The organism is Herbidospora daliensis (assembly GCF_001570585.1).
GTDB classification, from domain to species: Bacteria; Actinomycetota; Actinomycetes; order Streptosporangiales; family Streptosporangiaceae; genus Herbidospora; species Herbidospora daliensis.
This window is the reverse complement of record NZ_BBXF01000007.1, coordinates 238,147-255,280: the sequence shown is the minus strand read 5'-3', so window position 1 is coordinate 255,280 and position 17,134 is coordinate 238,147. Positions and strand designations below refer to the sequence as shown.

Annotated in this window: 16 protein-coding genes; 12 read left to right on the top strand and 4 right to left on the bottom strand. The window is 69.9% G+C overall.

Annotated features, from left to right (window positions below; all coding sequences use genetic code 11):
* Positions 1–78 precede the first annotated feature (78 nt).
* A complete protein-coding gene (locus tag AW274_RS31910; RefSeq protein ID WP_063813759.1) occupies positions 79–1,296 on the bottom strand; it encodes a glycosyltransferase in 1,218 nt (405 codons plus the stop codon).
* Positions 1,297–1,409: 113 nt separating this feature from the next.
* Here AW274_RS31910 and AW274_RS31905 point away from each other — a divergent pair, with 113 nt between their 5' ends.
* The gene (locus AW274_RS31905) at positions 1,410–2,903 is read left to right on the top strand and encodes a hypothetical protein (RefSeq protein WP_062440196.1); all 1,494 of its coding nucleotides are present in this window, start codon (positions 1,410–1,412) and stop codon (positions 2,901–2,903) included.
* Here AW274_RS31905 and rsmI read toward each other — a convergent pair.
* Complete coding sequence (gene rsmI, locus AW274_RS31900) at positions 2,900–3,727, bottom strand: 16S rRNA (cytidine(1402)-2'-O)-methyltransferase (protein WP_062440193.1); 828 nt, start codon at positions 3,725–3,727, stop codon at positions 2,900–2,902. The genes AW274_RS31905 and rsmI overlap by 4 nt on opposite strands.
* Positions 3,728–3,876: 149 nt before the next feature.
* Here rsmI and AW274_RS31895 point away from each other — a divergent pair, with 149 nt between their 5' ends.
* The 4 genes from AW274_RS31895 (at position 3,877) to AW274_RS31880 (ending at position 8,531) form a co-directional block, all read left to right on the top strand.
* Positions 3,877–5,481 (top strand): dolichyl-phosphate-mannose--protein mannosyltransferase, encoded by a 1,605-nt coding sequence (locus AW274_RS31895; RefSeq protein WP_062440188.1) that lies wholly within the window; start codon positions 3,877–3,879, stop codon positions 5,479–5,481.
* Between the two features lie 100 nt (positions 5,482–5,581).
* Positions 5,582–6,910: a hypothetical protein gene (locus tag AW274_RS31890; RefSeq protein ID WP_062440184.1), complete on the top strand. Its 1,329-nt coding sequence runs from the start codon at positions 5,582–5,584 to the stop codon at positions 6,908–6,910.
* A 53-nt stretch (positions 6,911–6,963) separates the two neighbouring features.
* A complete protein-coding gene (locus AW274_RS31885) occupies positions 6,964–7,461 on the top strand; it encodes a sigma-70 family RNA polymerase sigma factor (RefSeq protein WP_232320565.1) in 498 nt (165 codons plus the stop codon).
* Positions 7,458–8,531 (top strand): hypothetical protein, encoded by a 1,074-nt coding sequence (locus tag AW274_RS31880; RefSeq protein WP_062440177.1) that lies wholly within the window; start codon positions 7,458–7,460, stop codon positions 8,529–8,531. The genes AW274_RS31885 and AW274_RS31880 overlap by 4 nt, the downstream gene beginning before the upstream one ends.
* Before the next feature lie 4 nt (positions 8,532–8,535).
* Here AW274_RS31880 and AW274_RS31875 read toward each other — a convergent pair whose 3' ends face one another.
* The gene (locus AW274_RS31875; RefSeq protein ID WP_062440174.1) at positions 8,536–9,606 is read right to left on the bottom strand and encodes a calcium:cation antiporter; all 1,071 of its coding nucleotides are present in this window, start codon (positions 9,604–9,606) and stop codon (positions 8,536–8,538) included.
* A 169-nt stretch (positions 9,607–9,775) separates the two neighbouring features.
* Here AW274_RS31875 and AW274_RS31870 point away from each other — a divergent pair, with 169 nt between their 5' ends.
* The 5 genes from AW274_RS31870 (at position 9,776) to AW274_RS31850 (ending at position 14,878) form a co-directional block, all read left to right on the top strand.
* Positions 9,776–10,696: an NBR1-Ig-like domain-containing protein gene (locus AW274_RS31870; RefSeq protein WP_062440171.1), complete on the top strand. Its 921-nt coding sequence runs from the start codon at positions 9,776–9,778 to the stop codon at positions 10,694–10,696.
* A gap of 221 nt (positions 10,697–10,917) precedes the next feature.
* Entirely contained in the window at positions 10,918–11,235 is a 318-nt protein-coding gene (locus AW274_RS31865; RefSeq protein WP_062440168.1) for a hypothetical protein, read from the top strand.
* Positions 11,232–11,645, top strand: a complete 414-nt coding sequence (locus tag AW274_RS31860) for a hypothetical protein (protein WP_062440164.1) — start codon at positions 11,232–11,234, stop codon at positions 11,643–11,645. The genes AW274_RS31865 and AW274_RS31860 overlap by 4 nt, the downstream gene beginning before the upstream one ends.
* A 405-nt stretch (positions 11,646–12,050) precedes the next feature.
* The gene (locus AW274_RS31855) at positions 12,051–13,112 is read left to right on the top strand and encodes an AAA family ATPase (RefSeq protein WP_062440161.1); all 1,062 of its coding nucleotides are present in this window, start codon (positions 12,051–12,053) and stop codon (positions 13,110–13,112) included.
* Positions 13,112–14,878, top strand: a complete 1,767-nt coding sequence (locus AW274_RS31850; protein ID WP_062440157.1) for a vWA domain-containing protein — start codon at positions 13,112–13,114, stop codon at positions 14,876–14,878. The genes AW274_RS31855 and AW274_RS31850 overlap by 1 nt, the downstream gene beginning before the upstream one ends.
* Positions 14,879–14,883: 5 nt before the next feature.
* On the opposite strand, the gene AW274_RS31845 is transcribed toward AW274_RS31850, so the two are convergent.
* Complete coding sequence (locus AW274_RS31845; RefSeq protein ID WP_232320563.1) at positions 14,884–15,468, bottom strand: TetR/AcrR family transcriptional regulator; 585 nt, start codon at positions 15,466–15,468, stop codon at positions 14,884–14,886.
* 77 nt (positions 15,469–15,545) lie between these two features.
* Here AW274_RS31845 and AW274_RS31840 point away from each other — a divergent pair, with 77 nt between their 5' ends.
* Complete coding sequence (locus AW274_RS31840; protein ID WP_062440149.1) at positions 15,546–16,379, top strand: SDR family oxidoreductase; 834 nt, start codon at positions 15,546–15,548, stop codon at positions 16,377–16,379.
* Between the two features lie 213 nt (positions 16,380–16,592).
* Complete coding sequence (locus tag AW274_RS31835) at positions 16,593–17,099, top strand: hypothetical protein (RefSeq protein WP_062440145.1); 507 nt, start codon at positions 16,593–16,595, stop codon at positions 17,097–17,099.
* The last annotated feature ends 35 nt before the right edge of the window (positions 17,100–17,134 follow it).

The following is a 17,134-nucleotide window of genomic DNA, read 5'->3' as shown; positions in this document are numbered from 1 at the left end:
GCCCGCACGAAAACGGCCTCCTCCGCGATCGGGCGATCGGGGAAGAGGCCGGTGACGTGCGGCAGGAGGGTCGTGCGGTCAGAGCGTCGGCTGCTTGTTGACCGCCTCCGCGGCCTCCTCGGCGGCCGAGGCGGCGATGTCGGCCGGGGTCTCGCGCGAGCGGCGGATGCCCAGGATCGAGATGAAGAGCGAGGCGAAGATGGTCTGGAAGCTCATGATGAAGGCGGTCGCCGACGGCACGACCAGACGCAGCGACTCGGCCGGGATCAGCTCGCCGAAGCCCTTGCCGCCCCAGTGGGCCAGCGAGGCCACCAGGCCCAGCAGACCGGCGAGGGCGAGCAGGCCGCCGATGATGAGGCCGCGTTCGAGGGTGACGATGTCGATCAGTTTCCTGATCCGCGGCGACTCGGGCAGGAAGCCCTCTTCGGCGGCGTACACCTTGGTGAACAGGGCGAACAGCACCGCCTGGAAGCCGATCACCACCATCGCCGAGGCGCCCACGAGGGTGTCGACGTCGAAGGCGAGCTGGCCGATGTAGACGGGGCCGAAGGTCAGCGCCGTACCGACGATCAAACCGAAGATCATCAGGGCCAGGCCCGGGATGAAGAACAACCAGCGGGGGCTGTAGAGCAGCAGGAAGCGCAGGTGGCGCCAGCCGTCGCGCCACGACCGCAGGTGCGGCGGGCGGGAGCGGCCGTCGGGGGCCAGCGTGGTCGGCACCTCGCGCACGTCGAGGCCCTGGAGGGTGGCCTTCACCACCATCTCGGAGGCGAACTCCATGCCGCCGGTCTGCAGGCCCAGCTTGAGGATCGAGTCACGGCGGAAGCCGCGCAGGCCGCAGTGGAAGTCCTGGATCGCGCTCGGGAAGAACAGGCGGCCCACGAACGACAGGACCGGGTTGCCCAGGTAACGGTGCAGCGGGGGCATGGCGCCGGGGGCGATGCCGCCCCTGAAGCGGTTGCCCATGACGAGCTCGCCGCCCTTGCGCAGCTCCTCCACGAACGGCATCAGGTTGGTGAAGTCGTAGGAGTCGTCGGCGTCGCCCATGATCACGTACTTGCCGCGGGCGGCGCGGATGCCGCCGATGAGGGCGTTGCCGTACCCCTTCTGGTCGATGTGCACGACCCGGGCGCCGGCGTCACGGGCGAGCTGCTGCGAGCCGTCGGTGCTGCCGTTGTCGGCGATCACCACCTCGCCGTCGATCCCGTTCTCGCGCATGCAGGCCAGGGCCTTCGTTACGCACACCTCCACGGTCTCCGCCTCGTTGAGGCACGGCATGACCACTGTCAGTTCCACGTTCGTTACCCCTGCCGTTTACACCTGTGATCGCCGGTCAGTAATCAGACCATGATGCCGTCTGCCCCAAGGGGGGCGGGTCAAGTCCCGAAAACCCCTGGCATTCTGTAACCATGGTCGCGGTCGCGGAACCCGCCGTCACAGGCGCCCCCCAGGTCACCTGGAAGGAGCGTCTCGTCGTCACGCTGCGCAATCATCGCTGGTTCGCCGCCGCGCTCGCGGTCGGCGCGCTGCTGCGGCTCGTCACGATGCTCGGCTTCGGCCCGGCGATGTGGTTCAACGACTCCTACGACTACGTTTCGGTCGCGCTCCACCCGAGGCCCCACCCGATCAGACCGGATGGCTACGCCTTCTGGATGCTGCTCCTGCGACCCTTTCACAGCTTCAGCCTCGTTGTCCTCACGCAACACCTGATGGGCCTGGCCACGGCCGGGCTGATCTACGCGTTGCTGGTCAAAAGGTTCGCCATGGCCGGGTGGGCCGCCACTCTGGCCACCGTCCCGGTGCTGTTCGACGCCTACCAGATCCAGCTCGAGCAGCTGATCATGAGCGACGCGATGTTCACCCTGCTGGTCACCGGGGTGATCGTGCTGGTGCTCTGGCACCGGTCGATGACCTGGAAGGTCGGCGCGGCCGTCGGCGGGCTGCTCGCGCTGACCGCGCTGACCCGCAGCATCGGGCTGCCGATCCTGGCGCTCGTGGTGGCGTTCATGCTGATCAAGCGGGTCGGCTGGAAGCCCATCGTGGCGATGCTGGTGGCCTGCGTGATCCCGGTCATCGGCTACATGGGCTGGTTCAAGGCGGTCAACGGCCCTTTCGCGATGACCCAGAGCGACGGCGTGATCCTCTACATGCGCACCGCCCTGTTCGCCGACTGCGACAAGATGGGCCTCGACCCGCGCGACGACCTCGATCTGGCGCTGCTCTGCATCAACACGCCGGTGGCCGAGCGCGAGAAGTCGGCCCAGGCCTATCTGTGGTGGGACAACGAGAACCAGCTCCACGTCTTCGGCGCGGGCCGCAAGTTCGACGCCGAGACCAACCAGATCGCCAGCGAGTTCGCCAAACGCGCGATCATGGCCCAGCCGCTCGACTACCTGGCCGCCGTCGCCAAGGACTTCTTCCGCGCCTTCCAGTGGGGCCGCCCGGTCTTCCCCGACAACAAGACCTTCGGCCTCTACGAGTTCAGCAACAACACCACCACGAAGCTCCCCCAGTGGAGCTCCTACCGGGGCACCACCAACGGCGACGCCACCCGCTACGAGAACGGCGAGGCGGCCACCGTCAAGGTCGCCCCGTTCTCGACGTTCATGATGAGCTACCAGTCGGTGGTGCGGCTCCCGGGCACGGTCCTGGGCCTGCTGCTGCTGGCCGGGCTGGTCGGCGTGGTCCAGCGCTGGCGCACGCTGGGCGGCCCGGTGCTGCTGCCGTTCCTCGGGGCGGCCGGCCTGGTGCTGGCCCCGGCGGCCACCGCCGAGTTCGACTACCGCTACCTGCTCCCGGCCGTGCCGCTCGCCTGCCTGGCGGCGGCCATCGCGCTGCGGCAGGTGCGCTTCACCAGGAAACGCGCCGAAGAGCCGCTGGCGGCCGAACCGGTCGTGTCCTAGCCCGCGTGCACCGCGTTGTAGAGGTCGCGCTTCGAGACCCCCGCGTCGCGGGCCACGTCGGCGATGGCCTGCTTCCGGGTGACCCCGGTCGCCTCCAGCCGGGCGACCTCGCCGAGCAGGTCGTCCACCGAGACCTCCCGGGGCGCCGCGCCGGCCACCACGATCGTGATCTCGCCCTTGGCCTCGGGCGCCCAGGCGGCCAGCTCGGCCAGGGTGCCGCGCCGCACCTCTTCATAGGTCTTGGTGAGCTCGCGGCACACGGCGGCCTCCCGGCCGGCGCCGAACGCCTCGGCCATCGCCAGCAGTGAGGCCTCCAGCCGGTGGGGCGCCTCGAAGAACACCATCGTGCGCTCCTCGTCGGCGAGCTTCTCCAGCCGCCGGCCCCGGTCGCCGGGTTTGCGGGGCGGGAAACCCTCGAAGCAGAAGCGGTCGCTGGGCAGCCCCGAGACCGCGAGCGCCGTGGTCACCGCCGAAGGCCCGGCCAGCGCCGTCACCCGCACGCCCGCGTCGACCGCGAGCCGGGTCAGCCGGTAACCGGGGTCGGACACGCCCGGCATGCCCGCGTCGGTGATGACCAGCACCTTCTGCCCGTCGAGCAGGTGGCCGAGCAGCTCCCGGGCGCGGGCGGCCTCGTTCTGGTCGTAGTAGGAGACGATCCGCCCGGTGATCTCCGCCTGGAGGTCGGTGGCCAGGCGGCGCAACCGCCGGGTGTCCTCGGCGGCGATCACGTCGGCGCTCTCCAGGGCGGCCCGCAACCGCGGCGAGGCGTCGCCCGGCTGCCCGATGGGGGCGCCGGCCAGCACGAGGGTCCCGTAGTCCGTCACCACTCAAGTATGAAAGCTTCACCGGGTGATGGCCGCGCCTCCGGCGCGGCGGTCCTCGCGCTCAGGTCCGACGCTGCGGCCGCGCCGCTGCGTCAGGAATCGGGGTGTACGTCGTGTTCGTGACGGCGTGTCGCCAGTAGTGTGTCGCCGTGGCCGTGACAGATTTCGCTGACAAGGCGCCCGAACAGCCCGACCCGGAGGAGCGCGTGCTCTCGGTACGCGAGCGGCTGCTGCCGCCGATGCCGGGTGACGGGTTGTGGGCCTGGCTCGGCCCCGCGCTCATCGCCCTGTTCGGCGGGTTCCTGCGGTTCGACCGCCTCGAGGTGCCCAAGGCGGTGGTCTTCGACGAGACCTACTACGCCAAAGACGCCTGGTCGACGCTGAAATACGGCGTGGAGACCCAGTTCCTCGACGGCGACGCCGCCAACCAGGCGATGTTGCGCGGCGACGACAACATCTTCAAGGTCTGTCAGAACGTCGTCGACTGCGGCTCCTACGTCGTCCACCCGCCGCTCGGCAAGTGGATGATCGGCCTCGGCGAGTGGATCTTCGGGCTGAACCCGTTCGGCTGGCGGTTCGCCGCCGCGCTGGTCGGCACGATCTCGATCTTCCTGCTGGCCCGGCTGGCCCGCCGGATGACCCGCTCGACCGTGCTGGGCTGCCTGGCCGGCTTCCTGCTCGCGGTCGACGGCCTCCACTTCGTCCTGTCGCGCACCGCGCTGCTCGACATCTTCCTGATGTTCTGGCTGCTGGCCGGGTTCGCCTGCCTGGTCGTCGACCGCGACAAGTCCCGCGAACGGCTGGCCGACTGGTACGAGAACTCCCCCATCAGCGACCTGGGCCCCAAGTTGGGCCTGCGCCCGTGGCGGCTGGCCGCCGGGTTGTGCCTGGGCGCCGCGCTGGCGACCAAGTGGACCGGCATCCTGTTCATCGCCGCCTTCGGGATCATGACCGTCCTGTGGGACCTGGGCGCGCGCCGCGCGGTCGGGCTGCGCCGCCCGCTGCTGGCGACGCTGAAGCTCGACGTGCCGCTCGCCTTCGTGTGGGTGGCGATCCTGTCCCTGGTCGTGTACGTCGTCTCGTTCGTCGGCTGGTTCGCGGGTGACCGCGGCTACGGCCGCAACTGGGCCGAGGCCACCTCGGGCGGCTGGCAGAACTTCGTGTTCAGCTCGATGCGGTCGTGGATCGACTACCAGACCCAGATCCTGTCGTTCCACACCGGCCTGGAGACCACCCACCCCTACCAGTCGCAACCGTGGCAGTGGCCGCTGCTCACCCGCCCGGTGGCGTTCTTCTACGAGTCGCCCTCGGGCTGCGGCACCGACAGCTGCTCGTGGGCCGTGCTCGGCACCGGCACCCCGATCATCTGGTACGCCGGTCTCGCCGCCCTCATCGCCATGATCGCCTGGTACGTCGCCACCCGCGACTGGCGGGCCGGGGCGGTTCTGCTGGGCTACGCGGCGGGCTGGTTGCCCTGGTTCTACTTCGCCTGGGCCGACAACCGCACGATGTTCCTCTTCTACGCCATCCCGATGGTGCCGTTCATGATCTTGGCCATCGTGCTGGCGGCGGGCCTGCTCATCGGCCCGGCCGAAGCTCCGCTGCAGCGGCGACGCGCCGGAGCGATCGCCGTCGGCGTGTTCGCCCTGCTGTCGTTGCTGAACTTCTGGTGGCTCTATCCGGTGTTGTCGGCGGAACTCCTGCCGTACCAGGACTGGTATGACCGGATGCTCTTCAAGAAGGGCTGGATCTGACCTCTGGCGGGGCGGTCCGTATCGTGAGTCACTAGGGGGGTGGTCCCGAGTGTCTCTCGGTCGTCGTCAACGGTGGGTGCCATACGGCAGACTGCGGGTCATGCCCGCACCTGACGTGGCGGCCCTCCTCGCCGAGCTGGAGCGAGCCGAGCCGGATGTCGCCGACTCGGCTCGTGTCGCCGTGGAGTGGCTCACCGGCGGCGAGGCCCTTGAGACGATCAGCCAGCTCGACGTCTGCGAGTTCCTCTGGTACGCCCTTCCGATCAAGGTGACGGGCGACCGCCACGGGATCGCCCGCGCCCTCGGGCGCCTGTTCGAGCTGGGCGGCATGGAGCGTTATGCCGCCCTCTGCGACTCGCCGACGACCACCCGCATCCTGCGCGTCTACGCCCGTGAGGGCGAGGAGGCCGGCACCGCCGCCTACCAGGACGCCGTGGAGGCGACCGGAGTCCTTCCTCCCGACGTCCCGGAGCTCAGTTGGAGCTCCATCATGGGTCCGGAGGAACTGGGCGCCCACGTGGCCTGCGCGGCCGCCCTCGAACTGGCCCTGGTGTCGGGCGAGCTGCCGCAGCCCGGCGCGAAGGCGTTCCTGAAGGGCCGCCTCGACCTCACCCGGCGGTGGCTGACCAGCCCGCGCCCCGAGCTCGGCGGCGACTGCTGGCTCCACCGCGTCCACGGCGAACGCCTCAACCGGTGGGTGCTCGGCCGCGGCCGGCCCCGGCGGGAGCTGGCCCAGCCGTTCGAGGTGCGGCTCCACGCGCCCGTCACGCCACCCGACGAGCCCCATCTGGCCTCGTTGTGGTGGCTGCTCGACTGGGCCGAGACCGGCGGGGTGCCGCTGACCCAGAAGTTCAACGTCGCCCGCGCCCTGGTGGTCGAGTCGGTCGAGCTGTTCGGCTGGGACACGCTGACGTCGGGAACGGTCAGGGGCGAGGCCGACGTGCCGACCCTGACGATGCTGCGCGAGATCATGATGGGCGAGCTGAAGGCGGTCCGGCGCACCGGCCGCAAACTCGTGCTGACCTCGGCCGGCCGCAAGCTGGCCGACAACCCCGATGTTCTCTGGACGGCCGTCACGGCGACCCTGCTGACCCCGGCCAAGGGCGAACACGACTTCGAGGTGTCCATCCGCGAGTCGGCGCTGATGCTGCTGGCCGACGGGGCGGCGTACAACTATCCAGATCTGTGCGAACGCGTCGCCGAGGTGGTCAACGGCGAGGGCTGGCGCTCGGCCGCCGGCGCGCAGGTGAGCGCCCGCGACCTGGGCGGCCCGATGGGCGAGTTCCAGCGCCGCCTCGACGCGCTCGACCTGCGCGTGTCGTGCGACTGGCGCTCGACCTGGCAGCTCACCCCGGTCGGCCAGGCGGCGGCTCTGTCGGCGCTGCGCACCCAGGCCCTGCGGCCCCGGCGATACGCGGGGCTCGGCTGAATTAGGTGCCCGGCCTCGCGCAGCGGATGCGGGGGGTCGGGCGTTCTATAGACATGACGGGTGACATGCTCCAGGAGTCGGGCGATGTTCTGGTCACCCTCTATCGCGAGAACCGGCTCGAACTCATCCGGCTGGCGCTGCTGCTCGTGGGCGACCGGGAGACCGCGGAAGACATCGTCCAAGACGTCTTCGCCCGCCTCCACGGCCGTCGCCCGGGCGTGCTGACCCTGGCCTATGTCCGGTCGAGCGTGCTCAACGGGGCACGTTCGGCGTTACGCCGCCGCAGGGTGGCCCTGCACAAACCGCCCCCGGCGCTGGTCCCGGCGGAGTCGGCCGAGGCGGCGGCGCTGCTGGGCGAGACCCGCCAGGAGGTGCTGACCGCGGTGACCCGGCTGCCCGCGCGGCAGCGGGAGACGCTGGTGCTGCGCTACTACCTCGACCTGTCCGACGCCGAGATCGCGGACGTGACCGGCCTGCGCCAGAGCACGGTCCGCTCGACTGTCATGCGGGCGCTGCACCGCCTCGAACGAGAGCTGAGGGCGTCGGGATGAGCGACATCGAGAAGCTGCTGAAGGACGCCTTCACCGCGAAGGCCGCCACCGTCGCCGACGACGGCCTCACCCACCCCGTGCCGCCGCCGCACCGCCCGGCCTCGTCGCGCTGGCTCGCGCCGCTCGCCGTCGCGGTCTCCCTCGTCGTCGTGGCGAGCGGCATCATGCTGGCGGTACGCGGCCTCGCCGACCGCCCACAATTCACCGGCCCGTACGCCGCCCCGCCGGTCGCCCCCATCGAGCGGGTGTGGCCAAGGGCCGTGCACCAGGTTCCGGCGCAAGGGCCGGGCGGGGTCGCGTTCACCCCCGCCGACGTGGTCGGCGACCTCGTCGTCGGCAAGGGCGAGCAGCAGTCGATCCTCCTGTACGACCTGGCCCGCCGGACCTTCAGCGTGCTGGCGACTGTGAACGCGTACACGACGAATCTCATCGCGGGCAACGGCCACGCCGTCTGGTGGAGCGCGGGAGCGCTCTGGTCGGTGCCGCTGACCGGCGGCGATCCCCTGCGGCTGACCACCCTGGAGCCGTCGCCGTCGTCGCTCACCGGCCTCGGCGTCGCCAACGGCATGGTGGTCTGGTCGACGGTCGACGCGGCCGTCAGGCAGATCCCGCTGACCGGGGGCGCGGTCAGCGAGGTGCCGGGTTCGACGGGATACGTCCTGATGGAGTGGCCGTGGGCGAGCCGGGGACGCGAGGAGCTGCTCAACCTCCGCGACGGCACCCGGTCGCGGAAGCCCATGCCGGAAGGCCGGCAGACCTGGTTCGGCTGCGGCCCCGAATGGTGCGCCGACCTGGTGGAGGCGTGGCGGCGCGACGGCACCGCCGCCCGCCCCTTCCCCGGGCGGCCCTCGGCCCGGTTGTGGGGCGGGCACGTCGTCCACCTCATCCAGCCCGACCCCTACGGCGCGCCCGGCTCGGCCCTCTACGACCTGGCCAGCGGCCGGGCCGGCCACATCCTCCTGGGCTACGGCCCGGGCGGCGGCCACCCGAGCCTGGTGCTCGGCGACAAGGCGACCTACTACCGCGACGGCGACACGATCACCGTCATCGACATGGACGCCCTGCGCTGACCGCTCAGGGCACCGCGGCCAGGAACAGGTAGCTCCCGCACAGCGCGAGATGCACTCCGGCCTGCAACAACGTCGCCCGCCCCAGCAACACGGTCAGCGTGCCGACGACGGCCGTGAGCATCAGCAGCACGATGTGCACCGCCCCCAGCCCCAGCATGAGCGGCCCCGAGAGCCAGATCGACGCCACCGCGATGGTCGGGATGGTCAGCCCGATGCTGGCCATGGCCGACCCGAGCGCCAGGTTGAAGCTGATCTGGGTGCGGTCGCGCCGCGCGTTCCGGGCGGCGGCGAGGGTCTCGGGCAGCAGCACCAGCAGCGCGATGACGACGCCCACCACCGATGGCGGCAGCCCGGCGAAGGCGACGGCGTCCTCGATGCTCTTCGACTCGACCTTCGCCAGCCCCACGACGGCGACCAGCGCCAGCACCAGCAGCCCGAGACTGACCAGCGCGGCCCGGTGAGAAGGCACCCAGGAGTGCGGAGCGTCGTCTCCCTCGGGCACGAAGTAGTCCCGGTGCCGCACGCTCTGCACGAACACGAACAGGACGTACAGCCCGAACGACACCACGGCGGCGAAGACGAGCTGCGGCCCCGAGAACTCGGGCCCCGGGTTGCTGGTCGTGAACGTCGGCAACACCAGCGACAACGTCGCCAGCGTGATGACGGTGGCCAGCGCCGCCCCGGTCCCTTCGGGATTGAACGGCGCGGTCCCCCGCTTCAGCGCCGAGACCAGCAACGACAACCCCACGATGCCGTTACAGGTGATCATCACCGCGGCGAAGACGGTGTCGCGCGCCAACGTGGCGACCCCCGGCCCGCCCGAGAGCATCAGCGTGACGATCAGCCCGACCTCGATGACGGTGACCGCGACGGCGAGGATCAACGACCCGAACGGCTCCCCCACCCGATGCGCCACCACCTCGGCGTGATGGACGGCCGCCAGCACACACCCGGCCAGCAACAACACCACCACGACCTCGACGGCCACGGGCAGCCCCCGCCCCCAGACGATCACGAGCGCCAGCACGGCGACGGCCGGGGTGATCGACGCGGCCAGCCTCAACCGGGCGTTCACCGAACCCCGCCCCGTCGCTGCGCAGAGTGATGAATCTGATCACGGATAGTCACCATTGCAGCATAAGAACCCGACGGTCACCGATTTCCACAGGTCGCCTCTTTACTGGGGCGGGTCAAGTTCGGTGTTGTGTAGTGTCGGCGGCCGAGCCGAAGATCCGGGGGGCCAGTTGAGAGACGCACGGGGAGACCGGCGCGGCCGCAGACCCAACCGCCCCGATCCGGCCGCGGGCCCGGTCGAAGCGTTCGCCGACCGGCTGTGGCAACTCAAGATCGCGGCCGGCGACCCTTCGTTCGCGGAGATGTGCGCCCAGGGCGCCGCGGCGTCGAAGTCGTCGCTGGCGGCCGCGGCTCAGGGGCGGGTGTTGCCGAGCTGGGGGGTGACGTGGGAGTTCGTCCGGGTGCTGGCGGTCGGGCGGCTGGGCCAGGATCCGGCAGCGGCCGAACGGGAGTGGCGATCCGACTGGACCCGGACGAAGGCCCTGACGGAGGTGCTTCCCGAAGGCATCGCCCTGTCATCTGCGGCCCCGACACCGTCCTCGACGGAGTCGGGTGTTTCGCCGGGCATCACCCCACCTCCAGCGGAAGGGCTCATCGTCACCTTTCCTGGGCCGGTGTCGTCGGGCTCGCGAGCGGCTGCGCGGTTCCGACCGAAGGTTCTCGCCGCCGTCGTCGCGGTGTTCGCCGTCGTCAGTGCCGGGGTGGTCCTGTTCGACGGCGGGTCGCCGGAGACCTCCATGCTGACCCCCGTCCCCCTCGACGAGTCGGTCTTCGAGGCCGACGTCACGATCCCCGACGGCACCCTGGTCGGAAAGGGCGAGGCGTTCGAGAAGGTGTGGCGGATCAGGAACGCCGGCAAGGTCGCATGGGCCGGGCGTTTCCTCATGCGAGTGAACGACACCCTCTGCGCCGCCCCCAGAAGGGTCGAGATCCCCCACACCCCGCCGGGCAGCTCGGTCGACGTCCGGGTGACGGTCGAGGCGCCCGCGACCTCCGGCGCCTGCAAGATCTTCTGGAAGATGGTCGACGCAGAGGGCCGCCTCCTGTTCCCCGACAAACGCCCGATCTTCCTGGACGTCCGAGTGAGCTGACCTGCGGTTTCATTTGTCCAATGTCCACCGGACAAATGCCGGACGGAGATCGCTACCGGTTGGACGAAAACCCGTGCCAGCGTGAAGCGCACCGACCTCTCACAGCGAAAGGGATCTCTGTCGTGCGCATCCTGAGGAAGGCCGCCGCGCTGGGACTCACCGACGCCGCCACGGTCGTGGCAGCCGCCATGCTCTACGGCGACCAGCGCGGCTCCGGCTAAGTGTGTGTCTTCCCCGACGGCCGAGGCACGGTCTACCTGACCTACAACGCCTCGACCAAGAAGAACCGCGTCGTCACCCTGCGGCAGACGCCGGGCGCCGCCACCTTCGTGGAGGCCCGCATCCGCCGCTCGGGCACGACCACCTGGTTCGAAGACAGCGGCACCTTCACCACCTACGCGGGCCCCGTCCACCTGTCGGCACCGGGCTCCTGCGTCGACTGGGGCGGCACGTTCGGCACTCACAGTGGGCCGCGACCGCACCAACTGCGGCTGACGTCGCAGCATCCGTTCTCGAAGGCATTGGAAGGGGACCAATGAAACTCGTCACGAAGGCCACCGTCACCACCGCGTGCGCCACCGCCGTGCTCGCCGCGACACTCACCTCGGCCCAGCCGGCCATGGCCGCGTCCTACGGCGGTGAGTGCGGCGCCGGCTACGGCGTCGTCAACTCCGCCCCGATCGGCACCAAGGGCACCGTCTTCCTGACCTACAACTCCTCGACGGGCAAGAACTGCGTCGTCGCCAAACGGAACAGCGTCGGCACCCGGGTCCTGGTCGAGGCCGGTCTGGCCCTCAACCCGGTCGGCACCCACTGGCCGCTGTACGAGGGCGGCAAGTACACCTCCTACGCGGGCCCGATCTACATCTCGGCGGCGGGCCGCTGCGTCGACTGGATGGGCCGCATCTCCGGCACGGAGGGCGGCAAACGCGGCACCAACTGCGGCTGACCCGGGCAACCACAAGGGCGACCGAACCAGCAGCGGACCGCTGCGTCGACTGGATAGGCCGCATCGTCGGCACCGAGGGTGGCAGCAACTGTTGCTGATCCGGGCGACAAGGGGCCGACCGCACCAAGTGACACCTGGATGGCGGGCGCGGCCACGACGGGCTTGTCGCCGCCTTCACCGACCAGCGGAGCGGTGCGGCACGGTCCGGCTACCGGTTCAGGTGACCCGCCCGAAAGGGGACGGCGGACAGCCTGAGGACCGGCCTCGGAATGATTCCGGGGCCGGATCCTTGGACGATCCGAGGACCGGCCTCGTAGTGATTCGGGGCCGGACCCTCGGGTCTGCCGCTCGTCCGGCTCATAAAACCGATGGCCGGAGATGTGGTGATTCGAGAAGCTGGTACATATGCAGGCCACCGTCACCGTCACGCCGGCCGCGCTTCCCGAGGTGTTGCTCAACGTCGCCCTGGTGCGTCCCGTCTTCCTCTGGGGTGCTCCCGGCATTGGGAAGAGTTCGCTGGTCAGGGCGTTCGCCGAGTCGCTGGGGCTCGAGTGCGTGACGCTGCTCGGCACCCAGCTCGCGCCCGAAGACCTCATCGGCGTGCCGCAGATCGTCGGCGACCGCAGCCGGTTCGCGCCGCCCGAGTCGATCGCCCGCGACGAGCCCTACTGCCTGTTCCTCGACGAACTCAACGCATCCTCGGCCGAGGTGCAGAAGGCGTTCTACTCGCTCATCCTCGACCGGCGGATCGGCACCTACGAACTGCCCAAGGGGTCGGTCGTCATCGGCGCGGGCAACCGGGCCACCGACAACGCGCTCGCCCGGCCGATGCCGTCGGCCCTGATCAACCGGATGATCCACCTGCACCTGCGGGCTTCGGTCGACGACTGGCTCGCCTGGGCCTCGGCCAACGGGGTGCACCGGTGGGTCGTCGACCATCTCGTACAGCGGCCGGATCACCTGTGGAGCCCGCCGCCGAAGACGGAGGAGGCGTTCTCCACGCCCCGGGGGTGGCACATGTTGTCCGACGCGCTGCACGCCTACGGCGAGACCGTCGACGGCGACACGCTCGCCGTGCTCGCGCACGGGATCCTGTCTCCGGTGCACGCGTCGGCGTTCCGCGCCTATGTGAAGACGGTCAGGCACGCCTTCGACCTCGACGCCGTGCTCAAGGGCGAGGTGGCCTGGCCGCGCGATCCGCAAGACCGCGACCTGCTGTTCTTCCTGTCGGAGGCGTTCCGGGCCCGGCTGGCGAAAGACCTGCCGGCGTCCAAGAAGCACGCCTCCCCCGCCCTGCAGAAGCTGGCGTTCCGGGCCAAGGCCCTGCTGATCGAACTGGCCGAGGTCAGCCTCGAATGCGCCCAGCTGGTCATCGCGACCGACGACAACGGCGTGCCGGTGCTGCCGTCGTGGTTCCTCATCGAGGTCGGCCGCGACCTGCCTCGCCTGGCGGCGGCGCGGGCGTGATGGCCAAGCAGCGCAAACCCAACCCGTGGCGCATCGCCGTCTATCAGGGCTGGCACGAAGTCGCGCAACACCCGCTGTTCCGCACCATGCACTTCGACCTGATCGACGACGAAGACCTGCCCAACGACGTCTGGGCCGACATCCTGCCTGACCGGATCCGCTTCAATCCACGCATCCGCGCCGAATCCGACCTCTGGGCCTGGGTCTTCGCCCACCTGTTCCTGCACGCCGGCTTCGGCCACCTCGACCCGAGCACCGCCGAACCCGGCGACCTCGACCGCCCCTCGGGCCGCGACAGGCGACGCGCCCCGAAGGTCCACTACCAGGCGGCCTGCTGCGTGGCCGTCGACCGTTTCCTCGGCTCGGTCGGCATCGGCCGCCCACCCCGTCCACTGCCGGAACTCCCCGTCGAAGACGAGGCGACCCTCGCCCGCCGCTGGCAGCCCGGCGTGCCGGTCGAGCACACCCCCCACGCGCACCCCGACTTCATCGTCGCCACCGAACGGGAAGCCGAGTGGTACAAATACCCCGCCGAGCTGGCGGTCGGCGTCTCCTCGGCGGCGACGGCGGCCGTGACGGTCGCCTCCGGCGGCGACCCGCTGCGCCGCAAACCGCCGTGGGAACTGGCTCTGGGCTGGTTCGTATCGTCCTATCCGCTGCTAGGCGCTCTGGCAGCCGGCCTGAAGATCGTCGCGGACGCCGACGTGGCCCGAGGCTGGGACATCGCGATCGCCGCCGTCAGCGCCGAAGCGGGCGAGATCTACATCAACCCCCTCCGCGACCTGCCCACGGAAGAGTGGCGTTTCGTGCTGGCCCACGAGATGCTCCACGCCGCCCTCCGCCACGGCGACCGGGTGGGCGGCCGCGACCCCTACCTGTGGAACGTGGCCTGCGACTACGTCGTCAACGGCTGGCTCGTCGAGATGAACGTCGGCGAAATGCCCGAAGGACTCCTCTACGACCCAGACCTGAGGGGCCTTTCCAGCGAAGAGGTGTACGACCGCATCAGCACCGACCTGCGCCGAATGCGACGACTGGCCACCCTCCGCGGCAAGGGCCTGGGTGACCTCCTGAACGAACCCGCCACCCCCGGCCGCTACGCCGACCTCGACGCCTACTACCGCAGCGCCCTGGCCAACGGCCTCGAATACCACCTGTCGTCCGGCCGCGGCCACCTGCCGAGCGGCCTGGAACAGGAGATCCGCGCCCTCGACCAGCCCCCACTGCCCTGGGACGCCCAACTGGCCCGCTGGTTCGACGAACACGTGCCCAGCCCCACCCGCAAACGCACCTACGCCCGCGCGTCACGCCGCCAGTCGTCCAGCCCCGACATCCCCCGCCCCGGCTGGATCCTCCCGGAGGAGGTGGTGCGGCACGCGACGTTCGGCGTGGTCCTGGACACGTCGGGCTCGATGGACGTCCGCCTCCTGGGCAAGGCCCTGGGCGCGATCGCGTCGTATGCAATGGCGAGAGACGTACCGCATGCGCGGGTGGTGTTCTGCGACGCGGCAGCCTATGACGCCGGATATCTGCCGGTCGAGACGATCGCCGCAAAGGTCCGCGTGCGCGGCCGCGGCGGAACGGTGCTGCAGCCCGGGGTGAACCTGCTGGAGAAGGCCGACGACTTCCCTCGCGCCGGCCCGATCTTGATCATCACCGACGGGTGGTGTGACGTGTTGCGGGTGCGGCGAGAGCACGCGTACCTGATCCCTGAAGGGGCGTCACTCCCCTTCCGTCCACGCGGACCGGTGTTCCGAATGAAGTGACCGCCTCAGAGGGAGTCGATCCAGGCGAGCAGGCGAGCGCCCTCGCGTTCCATGATCCCGGGATCGCGTAGGGCGTTGGCCAGCAGAGACATGCCCTGGTAGGCGCCCACGAGGGTGAGCGCGAGGCCGTCGGGCTGCGGGAGGTTCAGCTCGCGGAACTGTGCCTCGGCCCAGGTGAGCAGCAGGCGGATGACCTTGCCCGCTTCGACGTCCAAGCCGCCTTGGCCTTTGTCCAGCTCGACGGCGAGCGTGCCGGTCGGGCACCCGTAACGGGCGGCGAGGTCACGCTGGGCCACCCAGGCGCCGATCAGTCCCTTGAGGCGTTCGCGAGGGTCGGGGAGCCGGTCGAGCTCGCCGGTGAGCAGGTCGAGTTGGTGCGTGTGCTCCGAGAGGGCGGCGACGACGAGCTCGTCCTTGGTCTTGAAGTAGTAGTAGACGTTGCCGACGGGCACCTCGGCCGCACGGGCGATGTCGGCGATGGTGGTGCGCTCGGCTCCCTGCCGGTGCATGACTTCGGCGGCCGCCCTCATCAGCCGCTGGCGCTTGGCGCTGGCCGTGCGGGCTCGGGCGGAATCTTTCAAGTCAGTCACCTGACTAACTTTAGGTGATCGATCCGTGCTACGTTCTCTCTGAAGTGAGTCAGTCAACTAACTTATATGGAGATCACATGATCGTCGTCACAGGCGCCACCGGCAACGTCGGCCGCACGCTGGTCCGCCTCCTCGCCGAACAGGGACACCAGGTGACCGCCGTCGCCCGCCGCATCACGGGGGCGGACGTGCCGGTCGGCGTCCGCGCGCTCGCGACCGACCTTTCCCAGCCCACTGCCGACCTTTCCTCCGAGGTGGACGCGGTCTTTCTGCTGGTCGGAGGAGAACTGATGATGGCCGGGGACGCTTCCCAGGTCGTGGGTGCTTGGGCGGACGCCGGAAAGATCGTCCTGCTCTCGTCGCAGGGAGTGGCGACCCGGGCGGACTCTCCGTCACACGGGCTGGCCCTGGCCGCCTTCGAACAGGCCGTCATGGCTTCCGGCACCGACTGGACGTTCCTGCGGCCCGGCGGCTTCGCCTCCAACGCCTTCGCGTGGGCGCCATCCGTGACGGCGGCCCGCACGATCGCGGCTCCGTTCGGCGAAGTCGGCCTTCCGATCATCGACCCCGACGACATCGCGGCCGTGGCCGCGGCCACCTTGACCCAGCCGGGACACGAGAAAGCGATCTACGAACTCACCGGCCCTGCGTTGACGACGCCACGTCAGCGCGCGACGGCCATCGCGGAGGCCATCGGCGAGCCCGTCACGTTCAGGGAGCAGACGAGGGAGGAGGCTTACGCCCAGATGCTCGGGTTCATGCCGGCCCAGGTGGTGGAGACCACACTCGACATTCTCGGCACGCCGACCGTCCAGGAGCAGAGGATCAGCCCAGACGTCGAGAAGATCCTCGGCCGCACGCCGGCCACCTTCGCCGACTGGGCGAACCGCAACGCGGCGGCTTTTCGCTGACGGGTTGACCGAGCGGCGCAACCTGATGCCCGGCCGACGTCTCCCGGTGACCACTCACGCTGCATCAAGGTTTCTTCAAAGCCAACTGGGTCAGACGCCGGGTATGCGTCGGGCCAGCTGTCGTGGTCGAAACCGCCAAGCGCCTATTCACGTCAGAACCCTCAGAGCCCGGCCAGAACCCGTCCCACGAAGGCACCCTGCAATGATCAACCTATGGAATTGGTGCTCGACCCTCCTCACGGGGTGGGTCCGCTGCGGCTCGGGATGACGCCGGACGAGGCTCGAGCAGCGCTCGAAACGTTCGGCCCGCTGACACCGACCGCTTACGGCGAACTGGCGCTTCACCTACCAAGCGGTCTTGGATTCAGCGTGGGCTTCGGCGTGGGGCTGACACGGAACCAGGTCAATGCGATCGAGGTGTGGCGCCCTCACGAGCGCGACGTGGTGCGTTACCGCGACATCGACATCTTCGGCTTGCCCGCGCTGGAAGTTGTGAAGCGGCTCGAAAGGTACGTCGACCTCACATCGAACGAAGACGACGACGGGTTCACGGCACGAGAGTCATACCTCGCACTCTGGCGACCGTTCGAGGCCGATGACGATCCAGATGAGACGCAGGGGCACTTCTTCCAATCGGTACTCGTGGCCCGGCCAGGCTATGACGACACTCCTGTCGAGGCAGCAGCCCGGCTGGCCGCCGGTGGGCAGCCCGGCTACTGACCGCCCCGGGACTCGCCGCAATCAAGGGCCGTCCA